This is a genomic window from Nocardia amikacinitolerans NBRC 108937, from assembly GCF_001612615.1.
In the GTDB taxonomy this organism is placed as follows: Bacteria; Actinomycetota; Actinomycetes; order Mycobacteriales; family Mycobacteriaceae; genus Nocardia; species Nocardia amikacinitolerans.
Genome location: NZ_BDAU01000014.1, coordinates 178799 through 199402 on the forward strand (window position 1 = coordinate 178799; position 20604 = coordinate 199402).

Sequence of the window (20604 nt, forward strand, 5' to 3'; positions counted from 1 at the left end):
TCAGGCGGCGAAGATGCGGGAGCGCCGGTCCGGATCGCAGAGGACATCCCGGATCAGCAGCCCGAAGTCGAGGTCAGGAACGACCGCGCGATAGTGCACGTCGCAGGCGACGACACCGGAGTCGACGAGGACGAAGCGGTTCGTCCGGTCGTCGACCTGCTGCCAGTAGACGCCGATCGGCTGGGCGTCCACATCGATCACGCGGTCACCGGCCCGCAGCAGTAGCCGACCGGCTTCCCGGTAGAAGACCACCGACAGGTCACCGACGAAGCCGTACAGTCCGGACACCGAACCGCCGCCCGACCCCCCACCGCGCAGCGCGCCGGTCCGCGGATCGAAGTCCGCGAACTCACCGACACCCGCATGCGAGCGCACCACAAGACCGGTCGCCGCGCGCTGACCACTCTCGGCAGGGCCGCTGCCGAAACCGGCTCGCGGAAACGCCCGCGAGGACCATGACCGGCCCGCCGACGCGGGCGGAACCGCAGGCGGCAGCATCGGCGCCGCAGGCGAATACCCGCTCGCCCCACCCGAGAGCCCATTCCCGCCCGCCAGCGGTTCCCCGACCGATCGTGGATCGGGCAACGTCGACGCACCGAGTTCGCCAGGCCGCGGCACCCAGCCCGGCGATGGATCCGGCAATGTCGGCATACCGGGCACCGACGGATCGTTAGGTGACGACACCCCACCCTGCGACGGATCAGGCAACGTCGGCATACCCGGCAGGCCAGTACCACCAGGCGGCCGCATCCAACCCTGCGACGGATCGGGCGATGTCGGAATACCCGGCCCCGGCGGATCACCGGGCCTGGTCGGCGTCGCGGGCAACGCCGGATCACCCGGCGACGTCGGCCAACCCGACGCAGGCGGGAACTCCGGAGCTGTCGGCGAAACCGGCAGCTCCGGCCGGTCCGGAAGCCTTGGCGGTTGCGGCGACACCGGAGACTCCGGCGGCTGCGGCGGCACAGGCGGTACCGACGGCGTGCCCGGTACCGGCGGACCACCGGGCCTGGTAGGCGGCTCAGGCGACCCCGGATCACCCAGCGGCGTCGGCCAACCCGACGCAGGCGAGAACTCCGGAGCTGTCGGCAAATCCGGCAACTCCGGCCGGTCCGGAAGCCTCGGCGGTTGCGGCGACACCGGAGACTGCGGAGGTGCCGGCCGATCCGGCAACTCCGGCGGGTCCGGAAGCCTTGGCGGTTGCGGAGACTCCGGCGGAACCGGCGTTTGCGGCGACACCGGAGGCTCCGGGTGAACCGGCACCTGCGGCGGCACAGGCGACTGTGGCGGACCCGGCGGCTGCGGCGGCGCAGACGGCATGCCCGGCACCGACGGATCGGCGGGCATGGTCGGCGGCGCGGGCAACGCCGGATCACCCGGCGACGTCGGCCAACCCGGCGCAGGCGGGAACTCCGGAGGCCTCGGCGAACTCGGGGCAGGCGGAAGTTGCGGCTGGTTCGGCGGCTGAGGCGAAACCGGAGACTCCGGCGGCACGGGCGGAACCGTCGGCATGCCCGGTGCCGGCGGATCGACGGGCTTGGTCGGCGGCGCGGGCAACGCCGGATCACCCGGCGACGTCGGCCAACCCGACGCAGGCGGGAATTGCGGAGGTACCGGCAAATCCGGCAACTCCGGCGGGTCCGGAAGCCTTGGCGGTTGTAGCTGAACCGGAGGCTCCGGCGGAACTGGCGCCTGCGGCGGTACCGACGGCATGCCCGGCAGCGACGGACCACCGGGCCCGGTCGGCGGCGCGGGCAACCCCGGACCACCCGGCGGCGTCGGCCAACCCGGCGCAGGCGGGAACTCCGGAGGCCTCGGCCAATCCGGCGCAGGCGGAAGTTGCGGAGGCTTTGGCGGTTGCGGCCAAGCCGGAGGCTCCGGCGGAACGGGCGGCTTCGGCAACACAGGAGGCACCGGTGGCCGCGGCGATACAGGCGGTACCGGTGGCTGCGGCGGCACAGGAGGTACCGGTGGCTGCGGCACAGGCGGATCACCGGGCCTGGTCGGCGGCTCGGGCAACGCCGGATCACCCGGCGGCGTCGGCCAACCCGGCGCAGGCGGGAACTCGGGAGGCCTCGGCCAATCCGGCGCAGGCGGAAGTTGCGGAGGCTTTGGCGGTTGCGGCGAAGCCGGAGGCTCCGGCGGAGCCGGTGGGACCGGAGGCTTCGGCGCAGGAGGCACCGGTGGCCGCGGCGGCACCGGTGGCTGCGGCCGAGCAGGCGGCTCTGGCGGCTTCGGCGGAACCGATGGCTGGGGCGGCACAGGAGGTGCCGGCGGCTTCGGCGGCACCGGTGGTTGCGGCGGCACAGGAGGCACCGGAGGCTGCGGCGCCGGTGGTTGCGGCAACGGCGGTACGGGTGGGAACGGCGCTACGGGCGTTGGCATCCGGGGGTCGCGCTCCTCCTCCGCGCCACTTCCTGCCGCGAGACCGGCTGCCGCACCACCGTCGAGCCGCGGACGCCGCTCGTCTTCCTCCGAACGCCGCTCCCCCTCGACCGGCCGACCTTCGCCGCTCTCCGAACGAACGTCGCCCGGAGCCTGCGCCCCGCCCTCGGACCGCGACGGCTCCCCGCCGCCTTCCGAATCGACCCGCTCCTCGCGCCGCGACTGGACTTCGCTACTCCCCGATCGCTCGCCACCTTCGGCCTGCGCCACACCCGCCGACCGCGACTGTCCGCTCTCGCTTTTCGGCCGAGCCGAACCCTCGGGCCGCGACAGGTCTTCACCGGCGTCCGCCTCGGCCCTGGCCTCCGGCTGCGCTGGGCCCTCGCTGCCCTCCGGCCGCGCCAAGCCATCGCCGCCCTCGGGCCGAGCGCTCCGCTCACCATCCATAGATTGCGGCACACCTGCATCCGCCGAACCGCCTTCAAGTGCTGTAGGCGGCTGTCCGCCAACGCCGTTGCGATCGGGCACATCCGAATGCGCCTGGCCCTCACCGGCTTCCGAGTCGGACCGACTCTCAGGTCGCGACTTTGCCCGTGGATCGGTCGGCCCGACCTCCGACGACGCAACATCTTTCGGCATCGACCCGCCGCCGCCCTGATCGGACTCCGGCGCGCGACCACCGGGCCAATGCGCCGTCCGCGGATCAACCGGTCGGACCTCCGACGCTTCCGGTGACCGCTCGTCGACAACCACGTCCGCGTTCGTATCCGGCCCGCCCGGCCAGTGGACGGTCCGGGGATCGACAGCGCCACGGGAGTTTTCGCCGTCGCCTTGCGAACGCGTAGTTCCGGGATCGACCGGCCCAGAACTTGGCGACGCTTCCGGTGAATGCTCGCCTGTGCCGAGTTCGGAACCCGACGCCGACTCCGGTGCGCCGGGCCAGTGCACAGTTCGCGGGTCGACGGCGTGCGGCTGCTCTCCACCGGGCTGGTTCGACGGTGCGGCTTCGTTCGGCCGGGCGGGCGCGGAGTCGCCGCCGTCGGTGCGGCGCGGCGGGAGGGCGTACCGGGAGTGTTCCGGCTCGCGGGAGGGCGGAGCGTACTTGGCGCCTTTCGCCCACTCGGTGAACGGTGGACGGTTCGAGTTCCAGTCGAAGCCGATGCGGACGGCGTGTTCGTTGGCCAGGTTCCAGAACGCGGTCGGGTTTCGAATCAGGAAGTTCGATTCCGCCAGCGCGTCCTGCAACATCAGGATGTCGGCGTCGTTCGGGTCGCCGTCGATCAGGCGCTGCCACGCCAGCGCCACGTCGACGACCGCGTCGAGCCGCTGTCGCACGACCACGCCGGTGCGCCAATCGGTGCGCAGGTACTCGGCGTTCATCAGGTGGTGCTTGATCTGCGCGATCTCCGCACGCGTGAACGCGGGCGCCGAATCGTCAAGGCGGTCGGCGACCTTGCCCGCCAGCTCCTTTCGGTCCACATCGGTGCCGCGTGTCAGCTCTTCGTAGACGAAATGCACCAGTCGCTCTGCGTCACCGGTCTTTTCGTCGCGAAGGTGCCCGGTGATCTCGTCGACCGCCGCGCTGAGGTCCGGCCCTGGGTCACCCGGACGACGCGTGGTCGGCAGGCCCTCGATGTGGTCCTCGATGAGTCCGTCGACCAGCGCGACGAGTTCGGCCGCCCGCACCGCGCGCCCGGCCCCTTCGACGGCGGGGTTGCGCGCGAGCCGGTCGGTGATCCTGTCGATATCGCTGTGGTCGCCGCGGAACCGCTCGTATTCCAGTTCGGCGCGTCGCTGCACCAGCGCCCACGCCCGCTGCTCGGCCGTCTGGCTCGCCTGATACCAGCGCTCGTTCTCCGGCAGCGCGAACAGGTCCCGGACGTTCCACTCCCGCGCCATCGGCTGCACTTCGGCGGACTTCTTCCGGAAGAACGGGTGTCCCTTGAAGCCCGGGCGGATCCGACCCGGGTTGTTCTTGTCGGCGTACCAGGTGAATCCGGACAGCTTCGCCGTCTCCAGGATCAACCGCATCGTGTGATAGAAGAGGCCGGAGAACGGCACCTCGTACGTCGGCCCGGTCTCGATCGGCTGGCCACCGGGAATCGCGGGCAGCAGGTCCTTGTTGACGCCGGGTCCGTTGTCGGTGAACGGGTCTTCCAGCGCCGCCTGGAACGGATTCACCGCCCAACCGCTGACCCCCTCGGGGAGGTCGCGCGGGTGGAAGGTCTTGGGCACGGTGCCACCGTCGCGGTTGGTCCGCCAGGTCGGACGGTCGGGGCGCACCTCGTGCGGCCTGCCCGCGGCGTCGAACCAGCGGACCAGCAGCACACCGGCGTCGAGCGGCCGAGGCCCGGTGATCTCGAGGAACTCGCGTCGCGGTCCGGCCATGCGCCGATACCGGACCGGTTCGCCACGGTCGGCGATGATCTCGTGGAACTCGACCGTCGCGTCGCGGCGTGTCATCGCGTGCGCGACCGACGCGTTCTCCCGCAGCGCGCGGGCCAGCGCCGCGTCGTGCAGGGCGCGCGGATTGTCGAGTCCGCCGCGCGGGGCGACGACGATGATCCGCGGTTGGTCACCCTCGACGAGACCGACGCGGGGCACGATCGGCCTTGCGCTGGCCGCATCGAGGAATTCCCGTCCCGCACCGGTCAATTCGGCGATCCTGGCCTGGATGCGATCGATCGCGTCTTCTGCGGCGTTGACCCGTTCCGCGGCCTCCCGCAGCAGATTCAGGTTGCGCGCCTGTTCGGAGACCCGGCTCGCCTCGATCGTCCTGCCCGCGGCTTCCGCGAGAGTCTCGTCGAGTTGCCCAGGGCCGAGCTCGTTCTCGTTCACCCGCAACCGGCGAGCCAGATCGTCGCGCATCCCGCGCCACGGTTCGACCGCGAGCACCTGGCGCGCGCGTTCACGTGCCAGCCGGTCGATCTCGGTGCGCGCCTCGTGCGACAGCGTCGGCTCGACGTCGGTGCCGGACCTGCCGAGTTCGCCGAGACGACGATCGATCTCGGCGACCCGCGCCGCCGCCCGTTCGTATTCCTCGGCCGCCCGCTGCAACTTGAACACCTGTGCGCGGCGGCGGGAGAGTTCGGCCTCGCCCACCAATTCCGGTGTCTGCGTGGACAAGTCCTCGCCGACGCCAGGGATGGTGCGCTCGCCGACCAGGGCGTTGCGCAGGTGCTCCAGAGTCGGCGCCAGGTCGGCGCCCAACGAATCGTCCGCTCCGCGCAGGGTCGGCAGGATGTCGGCGAACCGCGAGGCGCGGTCATTGCGCTTGGCGCGCCAGAACTCTCGCTCGGCGACGGCGGCGGCGCGTTCACGGACCAGGGCTTCGTATTCGTCCTGCGACGTTCCGTCGCGCAGAGCGGCGATCGCGTCATCGAGCCTGGCGATGTCGCTCTCGGCGTCGGCGAAGTGCTCGGCGGCCCGTTCCAGCGCGTCGATGGCGGCAAGCCGGGCGGGCATCTCGTCGACGCGCATCGTCTTGCCGCGCAGCTCGTCCATCGTCGAGACCAGTGCGTCTGGCGTGAGATCGACGTCGACGTCCACCGGCAGGTTCTGCGCCCGCATCCGCCGGATGTCGCGCCACTCCTCCCGGCGCGAGACGGCCTCGGCGCGCTCGGCCAGCAGTCGATCGAGCTCGGCCTGTTCCCTGGCGGACAACGACCGAGGGGCCGTCGGCGCCGAATCCGGCTGCGACGACGGCTCGGCGGGCACCAGACGCGCGCCACCCGAGGAATCGGAATCCGGAGTCGGCTCCGGCCGCGCCGACCTGCCCGCACCGTCGCCGTCCTCGTCGGGGCCCGAGTCGTCGTCGGTACTCGAATCGGACTGCTGTGCAGACTTTTCCGATCCATCGTCGTTCGGCTCACCCGGATCCGGCATCCCCACCGGAGGCTGCTGCGGCGGCTTCTTCCCGCCGCCGCCGGCATCGGGCTCGGACGGGAGCTGGGAGGGCGGCCGCGGGATGGCTCCCTCGGCGAGGGCGCGGCGCGCGTTCGCCACCAGGGTCTCGTGGATGACACGCGCCGGTTCGCTCGCGGCGTCGCCGTTCAGCTCGACCTCGGCGAAGCCCTCCGGGATCGCCTCACCCGGGTTGAACGCACCGTCGTCGTGGAAGCTGTAGCCGCTGAGCTGGCGAATCCAGGTGTGGTAGCCCTCGCCACCCGCGGCGAGGTGCGCGGCCGCGAACTCCTCTTCGTAGCGGCGACGCAGCACATCTTCGATCGTCGCGCGGGTTTGTTCGGACGACAGATAGTCGAGCACGTGGCCGATCTCGTGGACGACCGCGCTGTACGCGGGCCGGCGTTCCATGCTCGGGTGCTTGAACCCGGCGGCGACATCCATGCTCATCGCAGCCCAGAACAGCTGGGAACTGGTGGCGAGTTGATAGTCGAGAACGACTCGGGCGCCGCCGTTCTCGTGCTCCCACTGCGTCGCCGCGAAAGCGCTGCGGTGATTTTGCACCGTGAGGATGTCGAGGATCGCCACCGGCGTCCCCGGGTACTTCGTGAGCAGGTCGTCGATCGCCCTGGCGTACTCCCGGAGCACCTCGGGATCGAGGTGGGGCAGATCGAACCGGAGCACCTGCATGGCACGTCGCTCGCCGAACAGATCGACGCCGTGCCGTTCGCTCAGTACCCGGACGATCTCAGCGACATCGCGCCGCGACCACTCGTCCCGTGGCGGCTGGTCCGGCGGCTGGATCGCGCGAGGCGCAGGCTCGGAGTAGGGGTCGGGGTCCTGATCAGGGGGTGTCAGCCGCAGTGGAGGTACGCCAGGGTCCTCGCCCACCGGCTCCGGCGGGCTCAATCGCAGCGGCTGGGACTCCGAATCATCCGCGGGATCATTCGGCTCGGGCGCCGTCAGCGGCGGCACCTGTGGCGGCTTCTTCCCGCCACCACCCGCATCGGGCTCGGGCGGCGAGACGGCCGCGACCTCGTCGGTGGTCCGGGAATCAGGTTGGTGTACAGCGGATTCGGGTGCGCTGCTGGACACCGGTGCGTTGCCCGGAGAGCGATCACCGGCGGCCTCGGCCGGTGCGTCCGCTTCGGGGACGACGGTGGCGCGGATCAACCAGTGGCCGTCGTTGCCGAGGCTGCGGACGGTGTCGACGCGCATGTGCAGGCCGCGGCCGAGCATCATGACCGGGACCGGCATGCCCGACGGCAGGAAGCGGTTCATGAACAGGGCGGGTGTGCCCGCGGGGACGGTCAGTTCGAGGTGGAAGCGGCCGCCGTAGATCGGGGGTGTCTCGCCGAGCGCCAGCTGCGGGAATTCCGTGAGCTGGTGCAGGGAGCCGATCACGTCGCCGGACATGTCCAGCGAGTTCTCGGGACGGACGTAGGTCATCACCGCGGTGTCAGGTAGGCGGAAGCGGGCGAGGACGTCATCGAGAATGTCCACGGCCGCGGCCAATTCGGGCGTGAGCTCCGCGTCGCCGCGCAGCGCGGCCTCGATCGCGGCGCGGAACCCGCTGCCCTCGACGTTCAGCGACGCGATGCGCTCCAGCACGGCGCGCTCGTGCGGGGCGAGCGCGTCGACCACCGCGTCCCAGTTCTCGAACCCGTACCGCAGGCGCGCGCCGAACTGCGGGTTGTCGATCTCGTAGCGGTCCCCCGCGGTTTCGGGCCGACCGTCCTGCTCGGAGCCCTCGGCGCCACGCCGCAGATCGATAGTCGGGTCGTCGCCGATGGAGGTGGTCGGATCCTGGTTCGTGCCGCGCTCTTCGGCACTTTCCGGGTTCGGTAGCGGGACCGTCGGATCGTCGGGGCCGATCACACCCGACAACGGCACCGTCGGATCATCCGCACCGTCCGGACCAACCAACGGAACCGTCGGATCATCGGCACCAATCGCACCCGACAACGGCACCGTCGGATCGTCGACATCATCCGGACCCGGCAACGGAATCGTGGGATCGTCCGCACCGATCGGACTGCCGAGCGGCACCGTCGCCACATCGTCCGGTGACGGTGCCTGCGGTAGCTGTCCGGGCGACTGGCCCGGTGGCAGCGAGGGCGGGCTGCTCGGACCGGGGCCCGGCTGCAGCGGGTCGGGGCCGTCGTCGTCGGTGTCCGGGCGTGGCGGCAGCGGCGCGTCGGTGGGCAACGGGGCGGGCGCGTACCTGATGCCCTTGCGCCAGCCGGTCAGCGGCGGACGCACCGAATCCCAGTCGAAGCCGATGCGGATGGCGTACTGGTTGGCGTCGCGCCAGGACGCATAGTCGTTGGCGCGCAAGAAGTTCGACTCGGCCAAGGCGTCCTGCAACATCAGCACGTCTTCCGGCCGTGCCTCGTCGCCGATCAACCGCAGCCAGGCCTCGGCGACATCCGCGACCTCGTCGAGCCGCACGTGCGCTGGCGACCCGTCGACGGGCAGCGCCCGCCGATACACGGCCTCCATGTAGTGATGCTTGATCTGCGCGATCTGCTCGCGACTGAACGCCTTGACGGAGTTGTCCAGCCGCACCGCGACCTCGGCCGAGATCGCGGCCCGGTCCGGCTTCAGGCCGAGCAGCGCCTCGCGGATGTCGTCGACCAATCGGGCCGCGTCGCCGGGCTGTTCGCTGCGCAGGGTGCCGGTCAGGTCCGCGACGACGGCGCTGAGATCCGGGCCGGGATCGTCGGAGGTGCGCGTCGTCACCTCGATGCGCGCCGACATGTAGTCCTCGACGACACTCGCGATCCGATCCACGATCTCCGCCGCGCGCACCTCGCGCGCGGCGCCCTCGAACTCGGGCCGGGCGGCGAGATTGGCGGTGATGCGGTCGATATCACCATCGGACTTACGGAACAGCCGGTACTGCTCGCTGGCCCAGTCCTGCACCCGCTGCCACGCGCGCTGCTCGTCCGCCTGCTTCCGCTCGTACCCCACCAGCTCACCGGGGGCGTGCTCCCGCTCGGCGCGCTCGGGTTCGCGCGCCATCGGCTGGACGTCGGCGCCCTTCTTCCGGAACCAAGGGTGCCCCTTGAATCCGGGCGAGATCCGGCCGGGATGCGCGGAGTCGTTGTACCAGGTGAAACCGAACAACTTCGCCGGCTCCAAGGTCAACCGCATGAAGTGGTAGAAGACGTCCGCGAAGGGCAGCTCGTAGGTCGGGCCGGGGTAGGTCGGTGCTCCGCCGGGGATGGCGGGCAGCAGGCCCTTGTTGATGCCGGAGCCGTTGTCCACGAACGGATCCACCACCGCCGCCTGGAACGGATTCGTCGCCCAGCCGCTCACGCCCTCGGGCAGATCGCGCTCCTTGAACTCCTTCGGCGTCGTCGGACCCTTGCGGTTCGTCGTCCATTCCGGCCGCTCCGGGTTCACCTCGTGCCACGTCGACGAATCGCGCTCACCGGACTGCCAGCGCACCCGGCGCAGGACCGGGGCGTCGTCGGGGCCGAGTGTCATGTATTCGCGCGAGGGCGAACGCAGTCGCCTGGTGGTCACCGGCTGATCGAGTTCGGCGACGAGTTCGCGGTACTCGATCGTCGTCTCCCGCGCCAGCATCGCCCGCGCCACCCGCGAATCGCGCTGGATGGCGTCGAGCAGCGCCGCATCGTGATCGGCCCGTGGCGCGTCGAGCGTTCCGCGCGGCGCGATCACGATGATCCGCTGCGGGTCGCCGTCGACGAAGCCGACCCGCTCGGTGACCTGGCGCGCGCCCTCGGCGGCGAGGAAATCCCGTCCGGCACCGGCCAATTCGGCGATTCTGCCCTGGATGCGGGCGATGCGGTGGTCCGCCTCGTTCACGCGCGTCGCGGCTTCGCGCAGCAGATCGAGATTGCGGACGCGCTCGGCCAGCTGGTCTGCCCGGACCGTCCGGCCCGCCACTTCCTCCAGCGCGCTGTCCAGTGCGGCGGCGTCCGGGCCGAGATCGGATTCGTTCACCCGCAGGCGCGCGGCGATATCGGCGCGCATCTGCCGCCACGGCTTGGACTCGAGCACCTCGCGGGCGCGTTCCCCGGCCAGGCGGTCGACTTCGGCGCGCACCTGCCGCGACAGCGGTTGCGGCTCCCCGATGCCGACCCGGCCGAGCGCGGCGATCCGGCGATCCACTTCCGCGAGCGCCGCCTGTACCCGGTTGTACCGCAACGCGGCATCGTGCAGCTTGAAGATCTGCTCGCGGCGACGCGCGATTTCGCCGGGGTCGAGTTCCTCGCGGGCCACATACCCGGCCTCGTCGCCGGTGCCCGCGATGTTCCTTGTCCCGGCGACGCTCGCTTCCAGATGTTCCAGGGTGCGAGCCAGATTGGACTGGTTCAGCGCCTGCGCGGCATCACCGAACGGCAGCGGAAGATCGCTGAAACGCGAATACCTGTCGTCGCGCTTGGCACGCCAGAATTCGCGTTCCCTTGCCAGCACGGCGCGTTCGCGCATCAGCTGCCGGTACACGCCCTCCGGTGTGTTCGCCAGCTCGAGCTCGGCGATCTCCGCGTCGAGCTCCGCCACCACCGAATCCGCGTCATCGAACTGTCGCGCCGCCCGCGCGAGAGCATCGACGGTCGACGCGTCCGCGGGGTCGAGGGCCTCCGCGCGCATCCGCCGAATGTCGTCCCACTCCGCCCGCCGAGCCACGGCCTCGGCCCGCTCCGCCCGCAGCCGATCCAGAGCCTCCCGCGCCTCCGCAGGCATCGGATCCGTCTCGGGCACGGCAGGCAACTGCCCACCGATCCGCTCGGGCTGCACACCCGACTCGTCCGCAGGCACGCCGCGATGCTTCGGCTGGTGGGCGTCGGGTTCGGTAGCGGACTCGTCCGCTGGACGGCCGCGGTGCTTCGGCTCGTAGGTTTCCGCTTGGTGCTGTGCTTCGTCGGCTGGGCGACCCCGGTGCTTCGGCCGGTAGGGCTCGGGCTGCGACCCAGCGCCGTCGGAACCGCCGGAGGGGTCGTTGCCCAAACCACCCGAGGGGTCGTGACCCGGCTCCCCACCGCCAGGCCACACCCTGGTCCGCGGATCCTCGCGCTGTCCGAGATCGACCGTCGGATCATCGCTTCCGGCAACAGGATCAGACGACGCCTCCGGCTGCGCACCACCCGGCCACACCGTGGTCCGCGGGTCCTCCCGACCGAGATCGACTGTCGGATCATCGCTTCCGGCGACAGGATCAGACGACGCCTCCGGCTGCGCACCGCCGGGCCACACCGTGGTCCGCGGGTCGCCCTGCGGAGTGTGGCCGATCTGGCGGTGGGCGTCGCGGAGGGCGCGCTGGTAGCGCTCCTCGGCGCGTTGGCGGGGCGACTGGCGTTCGCCGGCGTCGCGCGGTTCCGGGGCAGGCGGGCGGTCGGGGGTGAAGTCGGTCCGCCGGTGGGTGATTCGGCCGTCGTCGAGGACGACGATCTCGATGTGGGTGACCACCACTCCCGGCCGCGCGAGCAGCGGACGCAGCAGCGGACGCTCGGTCTCGAGCTGGGCGCGCACGTCCCCGGGCGAATGCCAGCCAACCACGACGATGCGCGGCGGCTCACCGGCCACGACACCGACCGTGTCATCGATGCGTCCAGCACCCTCCTCGGCCAGCGCTTCGCGCTGCATGGCGCGGGCCAGCGCCTCGTCGAGGACCGCGACCTCGGACTCGGCGGCGAGGTAGCGCAGCGCGGCTTCGCGCAGCTCCGCGATGCGCGCGGCCTGCTCGGGATGCGCCCTCGTCAACCGGTCGACGGTGTTCGCGACCTGCTCCGGGGCCGGACCCAGCTGGTCCAGCGTGACCGGCAGGCCTACCATCGCCGCGTTCCTTGCGGCGTCCGCAGCAGCCAATTCCCGCACGGCAGCGGCATTCTCGGCCGCGAGCCGCTGGGTCACGCGACGGGCGATCTCGACATCGGGCCTGCGCCCCGGTTCCTCGGGATCGGGCGTCGGCGGCGCGAGCGGCCCCCGCGGTGGTTTCCGGCCGCCACCGTCGGCGGCGGGTTCCGGCCGGGTTGGCGCGCTCGAGCCCTCGCCCTGGTTCGCGACCGCACCGTGCGCGGCGAGCGGCAGCGCGGGCGGTTCGGTGGGACGGGTCGCGGCCAGCGCCGCGTCCACCCGCGCCAGCTCGGCGGCGGCGGCCTGCTGCCTGCGCGCGGCCGCGGCCAGATCGTCGAGCGCGGCGGCGCGCTCCTGCGGTTCCGCGGTGCGGTAGTGAGCCGTGGCCGCCTCGACTTCGGCACGCGCCGTGTCGAGCTGAGCGCCCGCGGCGCCGCGCTCGCCGAGCAGCCGCGCGATCTCCAGCGGCCGACGCGCCTGCCGATCCAGTTCCGCCGCCCGATCGTTGAGCGCGGCAAGCATGTCGAGATCGGCGGCCCGCCCGTGCACCTCGGCGCGCAGTTCGGCCTGCACCTTCGCCAGTTGCCGCGGGGTGAGCCGTTCCTTCTGGTCGATCTTGCCGTCGCGATAGATCTCGTAGACCTTCTCGAAACGCTTGGCCTTGGCCGCCTTTTCGGCATCGGTATCGGTCGGCTGAATCGGTTCGGGCAGATCGACGCCGACGGTCCTGGTGAAGTCCGGGTTCGGCGTCGGCCGAGGATCGGGCGCGGAGTTGTTCGCGCCGAGCATGCCGAATCCGTCGAGCACCCGTGCGCTGCGCAGCGCCTCGGCCAGCGATTCGAGATCGCCGATCATGTCCAGCAGATGCGCGACGGCCTTGGGGTGCACCGGGAATTCGACATCGGCCAGGCGGGGGTCCACCGCGTCCGCGCCGCGCGACACCGGGTCGAACGGGTCGAGCCGATTGATGGTGCGGTAGTACTCGGCGAGGGCATCGATCAGGTTCTCGCGCTCCGCGGGCCTGCGGGCGAGCTTGGCGATCGCCTTGTTCAGCCGCTTCGGATCGGTGCCGGTGCGGTCTGGGCGGTACTTCTTCTCGTCGTTGTTGTAATTGCGCGGGAAGAGGTCCCTCGGGAAACGGCCGCGCCGCCTGCCGATCCCGAGCCGATCGGCGAGCCGATCCCGCGCGGCGTCGACCACATCGGCATCGATGCCGCGCATGAGCGCCGCGTACTCGATGAGGTCCTCGACGGCCTGATGCCCACGGGCCGAGCCGATCTTGTCCAACACGAAGGCCTTGGCAAGCCGCTCCGGTGTCAACTCACCGGGCTCGAGCTTCAGCCGATCGGCCAGCTGCGCGCGAGCGTCGCCGATGGTGTGGAAGTCATCGATATCCCATGCGGTGCGGCCGTAGTCGATGAGCGCTTCGATCTGGCTGGCCCTGATCTTGTTCTCCGCGCGGATCTGTTCCATCCGATCGGACAGGCGCCGCGGGTCGTCGAGATCGGACTCGGGCACACCGAGCCGGTGCGCGAGTTCCTTGCGCGCGGCCTCGATCTCGTTGCGGGACAACCTCTCCAGATCAGGTTTCGGCCGCGGGCTCTCGCTCTCGGTCGTCGGCGCGATCTCGACGACCGGGCGCCACTGTCCGTCCTCGTCGAGCAGGAAGGTCATGTCGAGTCTGCGACCGTCCACCAGCTCGTCGACGTGCCGCACCCGCATGGGCTCGCTGTCGCTGACCAGAATGGTGCCGTCGGTGGCGATCTCGGCCACCCGGAACACCACGTCGACCTGGCCGTCGTTGACGACCTCGGCGATATTCGGATGTGCGCGCAGCGCCGAGGCGAGCACATGGGCGTGGTCGAGGTGACCGTCGACCACCATCAGCCGCAGCGGCCCGCCGTCGATGCCGGGCAGCAGCCCGAGGCCGTCGGCATCCGGAATCAGGAAACCGCCGTCGGAGACGATCGAGGAGCGCAGCGCCAGATCGGTCACGAGTCTGGTGAGTTCGTCGGCGTTACCGTCGACGCGCACGAATTCGTTTGCCAATTCCGCGAATCGGGCGATGTCGGCGGTGCGCGCGTGCACATTGGCGAGCGCGTCGGCGAGCGCGCCGCGCGGATGCGAGTCGAGATAGTGCAGGTCGACCTGCAGGAGCTGGGCCCAGACGGCGCGCTCGTCCTTGATCTGATCGCGGCGCAGCGCGTTGACGAAGTAGCCCGGTTTGCCCTGGTCGATGCCTGGCTGATCGGTGTAGCTGAGATCGCCCCAGTCGCGACCGGGCTCACCACCGTTGTTGACCCCCTGCCAGTCCAGCATCGTGGTCGGTCGGTCGTCGGCGTGCACGATCTCGCGCAGGAACCGCGTCATCGGGTCGTTGTCGAAGAAGCTGACTTCCTGGCTGAACGGGATGTGCCGGTTCTCCGCGTCGTAGCGCACGGCGGACTCGGCCAGCCCGGCGAGCGCACCGATCCGCCTGGCCTGCTGATACTGCAGGACCCGCACAGCTTGCAGCGCGGCCTCGCCGTCCAGGCCGGGACCGAGGCGAAGGCCCATGGCGCGGGCTGCGGCGACGAGGCGGTCCGCCAGTTCGCGACGCTGATCGACGGCCCCGGCCAGCTCGTTCAGCAGGTCGGCGAAGGCGCCGGTGGCCTCGGCCCCCGCGGTGGGAAGCTGCGGCTCGGGCTGGGGAAGTTCGTTGCGAACCTCCTGGGACTCGGGCGGATTCGCCTGCTGCGCCGCGTCGTCGCGGCGACGCATCTCATCGATGTCGACGCCGTGTTCCTTGCGCACCGCCTCGGGACTGGCATCGTCGACCCAGGGCCGGTATTCGGTGCCGTCCATATTGCGGATCGGCTGGAATTCGGCGGCGCGGTCGGGAACGCGGCTGGTCAGACGGTTGAGGATCGGGACGTACTCGCGCGCCTTCCACATCGTCACGCCCTCTTTGAGGATGCGCGCCGGGTTGAACTTGATCTGGAGGACCTCGCCCTGCGGACTGTCCTTGGTGAGCGGCAGGCCCGCCGAGTATCCGAGCACCGACTGACCGGCGCCGTCCACACTGGAGCCGGAGGGATACTTCGGGTTGTAGCCCTGAAAGCCCTTGCGGTAGACGGTGTTCGCGAGGAACTTCGACTTGGGCTTGTCGATGGAGCCGGGCGGCTTCTGCGCCGCGTGCGGAGCCTCGACCTCCTTCGGGTTCGTCGCCTGCGGCGCGGTCTCCGATTCCTGCGCTGGCGAATTCTCCTGGCGCAGCACTGGATTCCAGGCGCCCGCGCCATCGGCGGTCAGGTCGAGGCGGAAGGTCAGTCCCTCGAATTCGAACAGATGCTCGCGCCGGGCCGCCGGACGTCGCTCGCCCTCGTTCGGCTCATCCGGCGACGGCGCTGGAACGGGCGGCTTGTTCGGCGGCTTCCCCTGTCCGCCAGCGGCATTCGGTTCCATCGGGAACTCGGGCGCCTCGAATCCCGCGGGTCCACGGCGGTCGGGCCTGCCGTCGGGTCCGAGCTCGATGTCGTCGGCCTCGGTACCGTCCCGCTCGGCCCGATTCAGTGCCGATTCGACTCCGGCGCTCGCCTTGCGACCGAACGGCAGCCAGCGCTTCACGCGGCCGAACATGCCCTTGGGCGGCGAAGTCTCGCCGGGAGCGATCGGATTCGGATCCGCGCCCGACTGGGCATCGGCATCCGCCCGGGCGATCCGGTTCGAGTCGGTATCCGGCTGAGTATCGGCGATGGACTGCGCGGCCGGGCTCGGATCCGCATCCGGCTGGGTATCGGCGGGACGCGCGATCGGACCCGAAACCCCATCCGCCTCGGCATCGGCCAGCTGCGCGATCGGACCCGAAACCCCATCCGCCTCGGCATCGGCCGGCTGCGCGATCGGACCCGAAACCCCATCCGGCTCGGCATCGGTGGGACGCGCGATCGAACTCGAAACCCCATCCGGCTGGGCATCGGCGACGGACTGCGCGCCCGGACTCGGATCCGCATCCGGCTGGGTATCGGCGGGACGCGCAACCGGACCCGAAACCCCATCCGCCTCGGCATCGGCCGGCTGCACAACCGGACCCGAAACCCCATCCGGCTCGGCATCGGTGGGACGCGCGATCGAACTCGAAACCGAATTCGGCTGGGCGTCGGCCGCGGTGTCGGACCTGAAAACCGGCGATCCCCAATGGAGTCTGCCTCGTTCGCTGCGATCGGCCGAGCGCGCGATGTCGAAGGTGACCTCGGCGTGCTCGGCGCCCACCTTGTCGACGTATTTGCGGACGGCGGCGAGCCCGGCTTCCTCGGCGACCCGCGCGGGCGGGCGGGCCTCGGGATCGCGTGACCGCCTGCGCTCGGCTTTGCGATACGCCTTGTCGTAGGCGTCGGTGTAGGCGGTTTCGGCTGCGCCACGCGGGATGAATCGGCCTTCGGCCCGCAGCGCGGGGAACCGCCGGATCTCGTCGGCGAGAGTGCGGCTGAGCCGGTCCCGCGCCTCCGGGCTTTCCGGATCGGCCGGAGCCACACCGTCTTCGGCGGAGGTGAGGTCGGCGTCCAGACCGTGGGCACGATCCCACTCCGCACCGGCGTACTGGCTCGGCGACAGACCGTCGATGCGGCCGCCCAGCGCATCGAGATTCGCACGGACCGCGCGCAACCCGGCACGATACGAGGCCGCCCACAGCATGTCGTAGGTGATCGCGTCGTCCTTGTAGAGGATCGGCGCGACGATCTTCGCCGCGGCCGAGTACGCCTCCTCGAACGCCCATTCCAGATCGTCGACCAATCGCCCGCCCTCGCGCGATTGCTTCGTACCCGGACGGATAGGCCGTGTGTCATCGTCGAGATCCTTGAAGCCGCGATAGTTGTATTCCACCGCGTACGCTTCGGCCAGCCGGTCCAGGGTCGCGGCGATGTACTCGTCGCGATTCATCGTCAGCAGTTCCTGTCGCACGTCAACACCGAGCGCGCGCTGTTCGGCCGCGACCGCCGCGCGGATCAGCGCACCGATCTGCGTGGGCTGCGAATCGCCGACCTGGATCACCGCGGTGTTGGTGAGCGGCTCGTAACCGAGCGACAACGGTGCGTCGTCGTTGTTCGGGCGACGAACCGAAAGCGCCGGATCGTCGGTGAATCGAATGCCCACACCGTGGCGCACCAGCGTCCGATGGACCCAAGGCCCGATTCGATTCCTATGGCCGACAAGCTTTTCGATGAGCGAATCGAGGCGGCTGCGCGTCAACTGATCGAGACTGGATCCGTCGGAGTCGGCCGGATCCGATGACGTGGCGGGTCGATGTGCGTCGACCTCCGACTCGGGAGTATCCGCGCGCTCGGGCAGCACGAACACCGAACCCGAGTCGGAGACCTGAATGCTCGGCGTCGTCGTGCTGTCGACGGTCTCCGGCCGCGAGAGATCGCGGCCGACCACCTCGGCGATCTCACCCTCGAGCCGTGCCAGGTCCTCGTCCAACCGCGCGTGCCACCGCGACAGGTCGATGAGCACGGCTTCGGCGAGTTCTCGGTCGCCGAGGCCGAGTCGTCGGCTCCCGACGCGGCGCAATTCGGCGACGATCGCTTCCAGATCGGACCCGAGATCGACGGTGTCGGGAATCCGCAACCTCTGCCGAAGCCGCCCGGCGGCGCGATCGAAATCGAACCGAATCCGTGCCTGTTCCCGCCGGATGTCCGCGTGCTCGCGGAGCAGGCCCTCGACCCGACGCGCCGCGTCCGGAGTGGACGGCACATACTCGTCCATACCGTCTGGAATGACGTTGCGCTGCAAATCATCCCATTCCAGACCGGCGCTGTCCCGGATACTCCTGCCGCCGGGCGCGAAGTCCGGCGAGTCGAACAGATCGGTCGCCAGCAATCTCGCGATGCCCGCCTCGCGGCCGATCTCACGCAGCCGATCCTCGCTCAGGCCGCCGTCACCGCGCCGGGCCGCGTCGATGGCGGCGTCGTGCGCGGAAAGATACTGCTGCTCCAGCGCCATCCGATAGTCGCGGGCGGGCAACGACTCGGACGGATCCGCTTCCGGGGTACCGAAATCCTGGTGGAAGAGGGCCTGCCTGCCGAGCGCGTCCGCCTCGGCGCGCAGCCGAGCCTCGACATAGGCCTCGCGGTCCATTCCCCGGATACGCGACGGCAGTACCTCGAGCCGACCCGCACGCACCGCATCCGCCAACGCCGCCGCCCGCACCACCGCGGCCGCCTGCGCCTGCAGACCACGATCGCGCGCGCCGACGACGACATCCATCGTCAGTCCGTCGAAGGCATCGATACCGCCCGACTCACTACTGTCGAAACGCACGCCCGCACGCATGTCCGCCAGCAGTTCGATTGCCGCACGGCCGGTTTCGCTCGCGCCGAGCACACTCCACACCTCGGCGAACCCACGATCCGGCGACCCGACGAGCCACCGGCTCAGCCCGTCGGGTGCGGGGCGCGTGGCGACCGAAACCGGGGGCCGGGAATCAGCGGCACTCGCGGATGCTTCGTCTTCGATTCCGGGCGGGCCGTCGATTTCGCTGCCGAGCGCGTCCGCAGGCAGCGAGCCGTCGCCGATCTCGGCGGTTCCATCGGCGAGCTTCTTGGCGATCCTTTCCGCCAACCGATTCGGATCGGTATCGGTCATGGCGTGGAAGTACCTGGCCAACGCGTCGATGGCGGCGTCGCGCCCGGTCGGCGCCGGCAACCGCCAGGTGCCCTTGCCGTCGTTCTCCAGATAGATGTTCACCCGGACCGGGCCGACCTTCACCTGGGCGTTGGTGTACTGCGGGCTCGGCCACGGTTCGCGCACCCCATCGAGCGGCTGCGGAATCTGCCGCGTGTGCAGGCGGTAGGCCACCGCGGCGGGATCGGTCTCCGGCAATCGCGGATTGTTCTGCGCCGCACGGAATCCCACCGCGACCGCATCGGGTTGCAGGTCGACCGGCTTGGATACCCACCGATTCTCCATCCGGAAGGCGAACCTGGCCTCGTCCCTGAGGTAGAACGCCTCATCCCCGAGCCGGGTGATCCAGTCGTCGAATCCCTCGCGGACTTTGCCCTCGGCCCGGAACCGCAGGTACTCCGACAGGAAGGTGGCGACGGCGTCGGACAGCGAAGGCTTGCGGCGCGGCCCCTCGGCCACATCGCGGGAGAGTTCGACCGTGGACGGGTTGCCGCCGGGTCCCGGCTCGACCGCAACGTAACGAATGCGATGCCCGTCCCACAGGGCGTCGCGCAGCGCGGGATCGTTGCGGGCCACCTGGTCCAGCGCACCGAGGTGCTCGCCCTTCGGCGCGATCACCAGCAACTCGGGCGTGCTCGACTCCGGCTGGAACCGCAGCACATTCGGGCTCAGCCGCTCACCGTCGGGACGCGCTCGCAGTTCGTCGTCGACGACGCGGCGCACCAACTCGTGACTCACCGATTCGGTGGACGGCGCCGAATCCATCTCGGGGACAGCGACATTGCGTGGCGAACCCCAGTGCACACCGTCCTGTTCGGTCGAGTCGGCGAAACGGAGGACGTCGAAGGCGATCTCGGCACGCTGGGCGCCCACCTTCTCCACGTACTTGCGAACGGCGGCACGCCCCGCCTCTTCCGCGACCTTCTCCGGCGACGGCGCCTCGGGATCGCGTGCGAGCGCACGCTCGGCCTTGCGGTACGCCTCGTCGTAAGCCGCGGTGTACGCCGCCTCGGCCGGACCGAACGGAATGTAGCGGCCCTCGGCCCGCTTCTCCGGGAAACGCCGGATCTCCTCGGTGTAGGTGCGGGCCTGCCGGTCGAGCGCCTGCGGGCTGTCGTCGGCGACCGGCGCGCGCTCGGCCGCACCCTCCGGCGCGAGATCGGGTCGAAGGCCGTGCGCGCGGTCCCACTCCGCCCCGGCGTACTGAGCCGGAGTAAGCCCGTCGATGCGCGCTCCCGAGGCGTCTATGATCGCGCGGACCGCCCGTAGACCAGCGCGGTAGGCGGCGGCGTTCCGCATCTCTCGACCCACCCCGCTGTTCTTGCCGTACACCTGCTCGACGGTCTTCGTCGCCTCGGTGTACGCGTCGAGGAAGGCCCGTTCCAGCGGGTCGTCGATGCGCCGCTTGCCCTTGACCCGCCCCGAGCCGAAGTGGTACCCCTCGATTCCGGCATTGGCCGCCGCGACACGGCGGTACTGGAAGTCCATCGCGTACGCTTCGGCCCTGCGGTCCAGCCGGTCCGCGATATAGGCGTCTCGGTGCAGCGACAGCCTGTCCGGAACCCGGTCCGCGCCAAGGGCATCCAATTCGGCCGCGACCGCGGCGCGCACCAGCGCAGCCACTTGGGTCTGCGCGCCCCCGTAGTACGGGAGGACGACGGTGTTCGTCGCCCGGTCGTAGCCCGGCGTCCGCCCGACGCCTTCCTGCCGTTCGATGACGGCGGCCGGGTCATCGGTGAAGCGGATCCGCACACCGTGACGGTCGAGGGCGGCGGCCGCCCACTCACCGATCTGCCTGGCCCCCTTCGTCAGATCCGCGAGGAGCCT

1 protein-coding gene (running past one end of the window) is annotated in these 20604 nt (G+C 70.6%); it reads right to left on the reverse strand.

Annotation, left to right across the window (positions count from 1 at the left end; genetic code table 11):
* Nucleotides 1-20604: the 3' portion of an alpha/beta hydrolase gene (locus tag NAM01S_RS14485; RefSeq protein ID WP_218018401.1), read on the reverse strand. Its footprint extends 10875 nt past the window's final position; only the last 20604 of its 31479 coding nucleotides appear in the window; its start codon lies beyond the right edge, outside the window; it ends in the stop codon at nucleotides 1-3.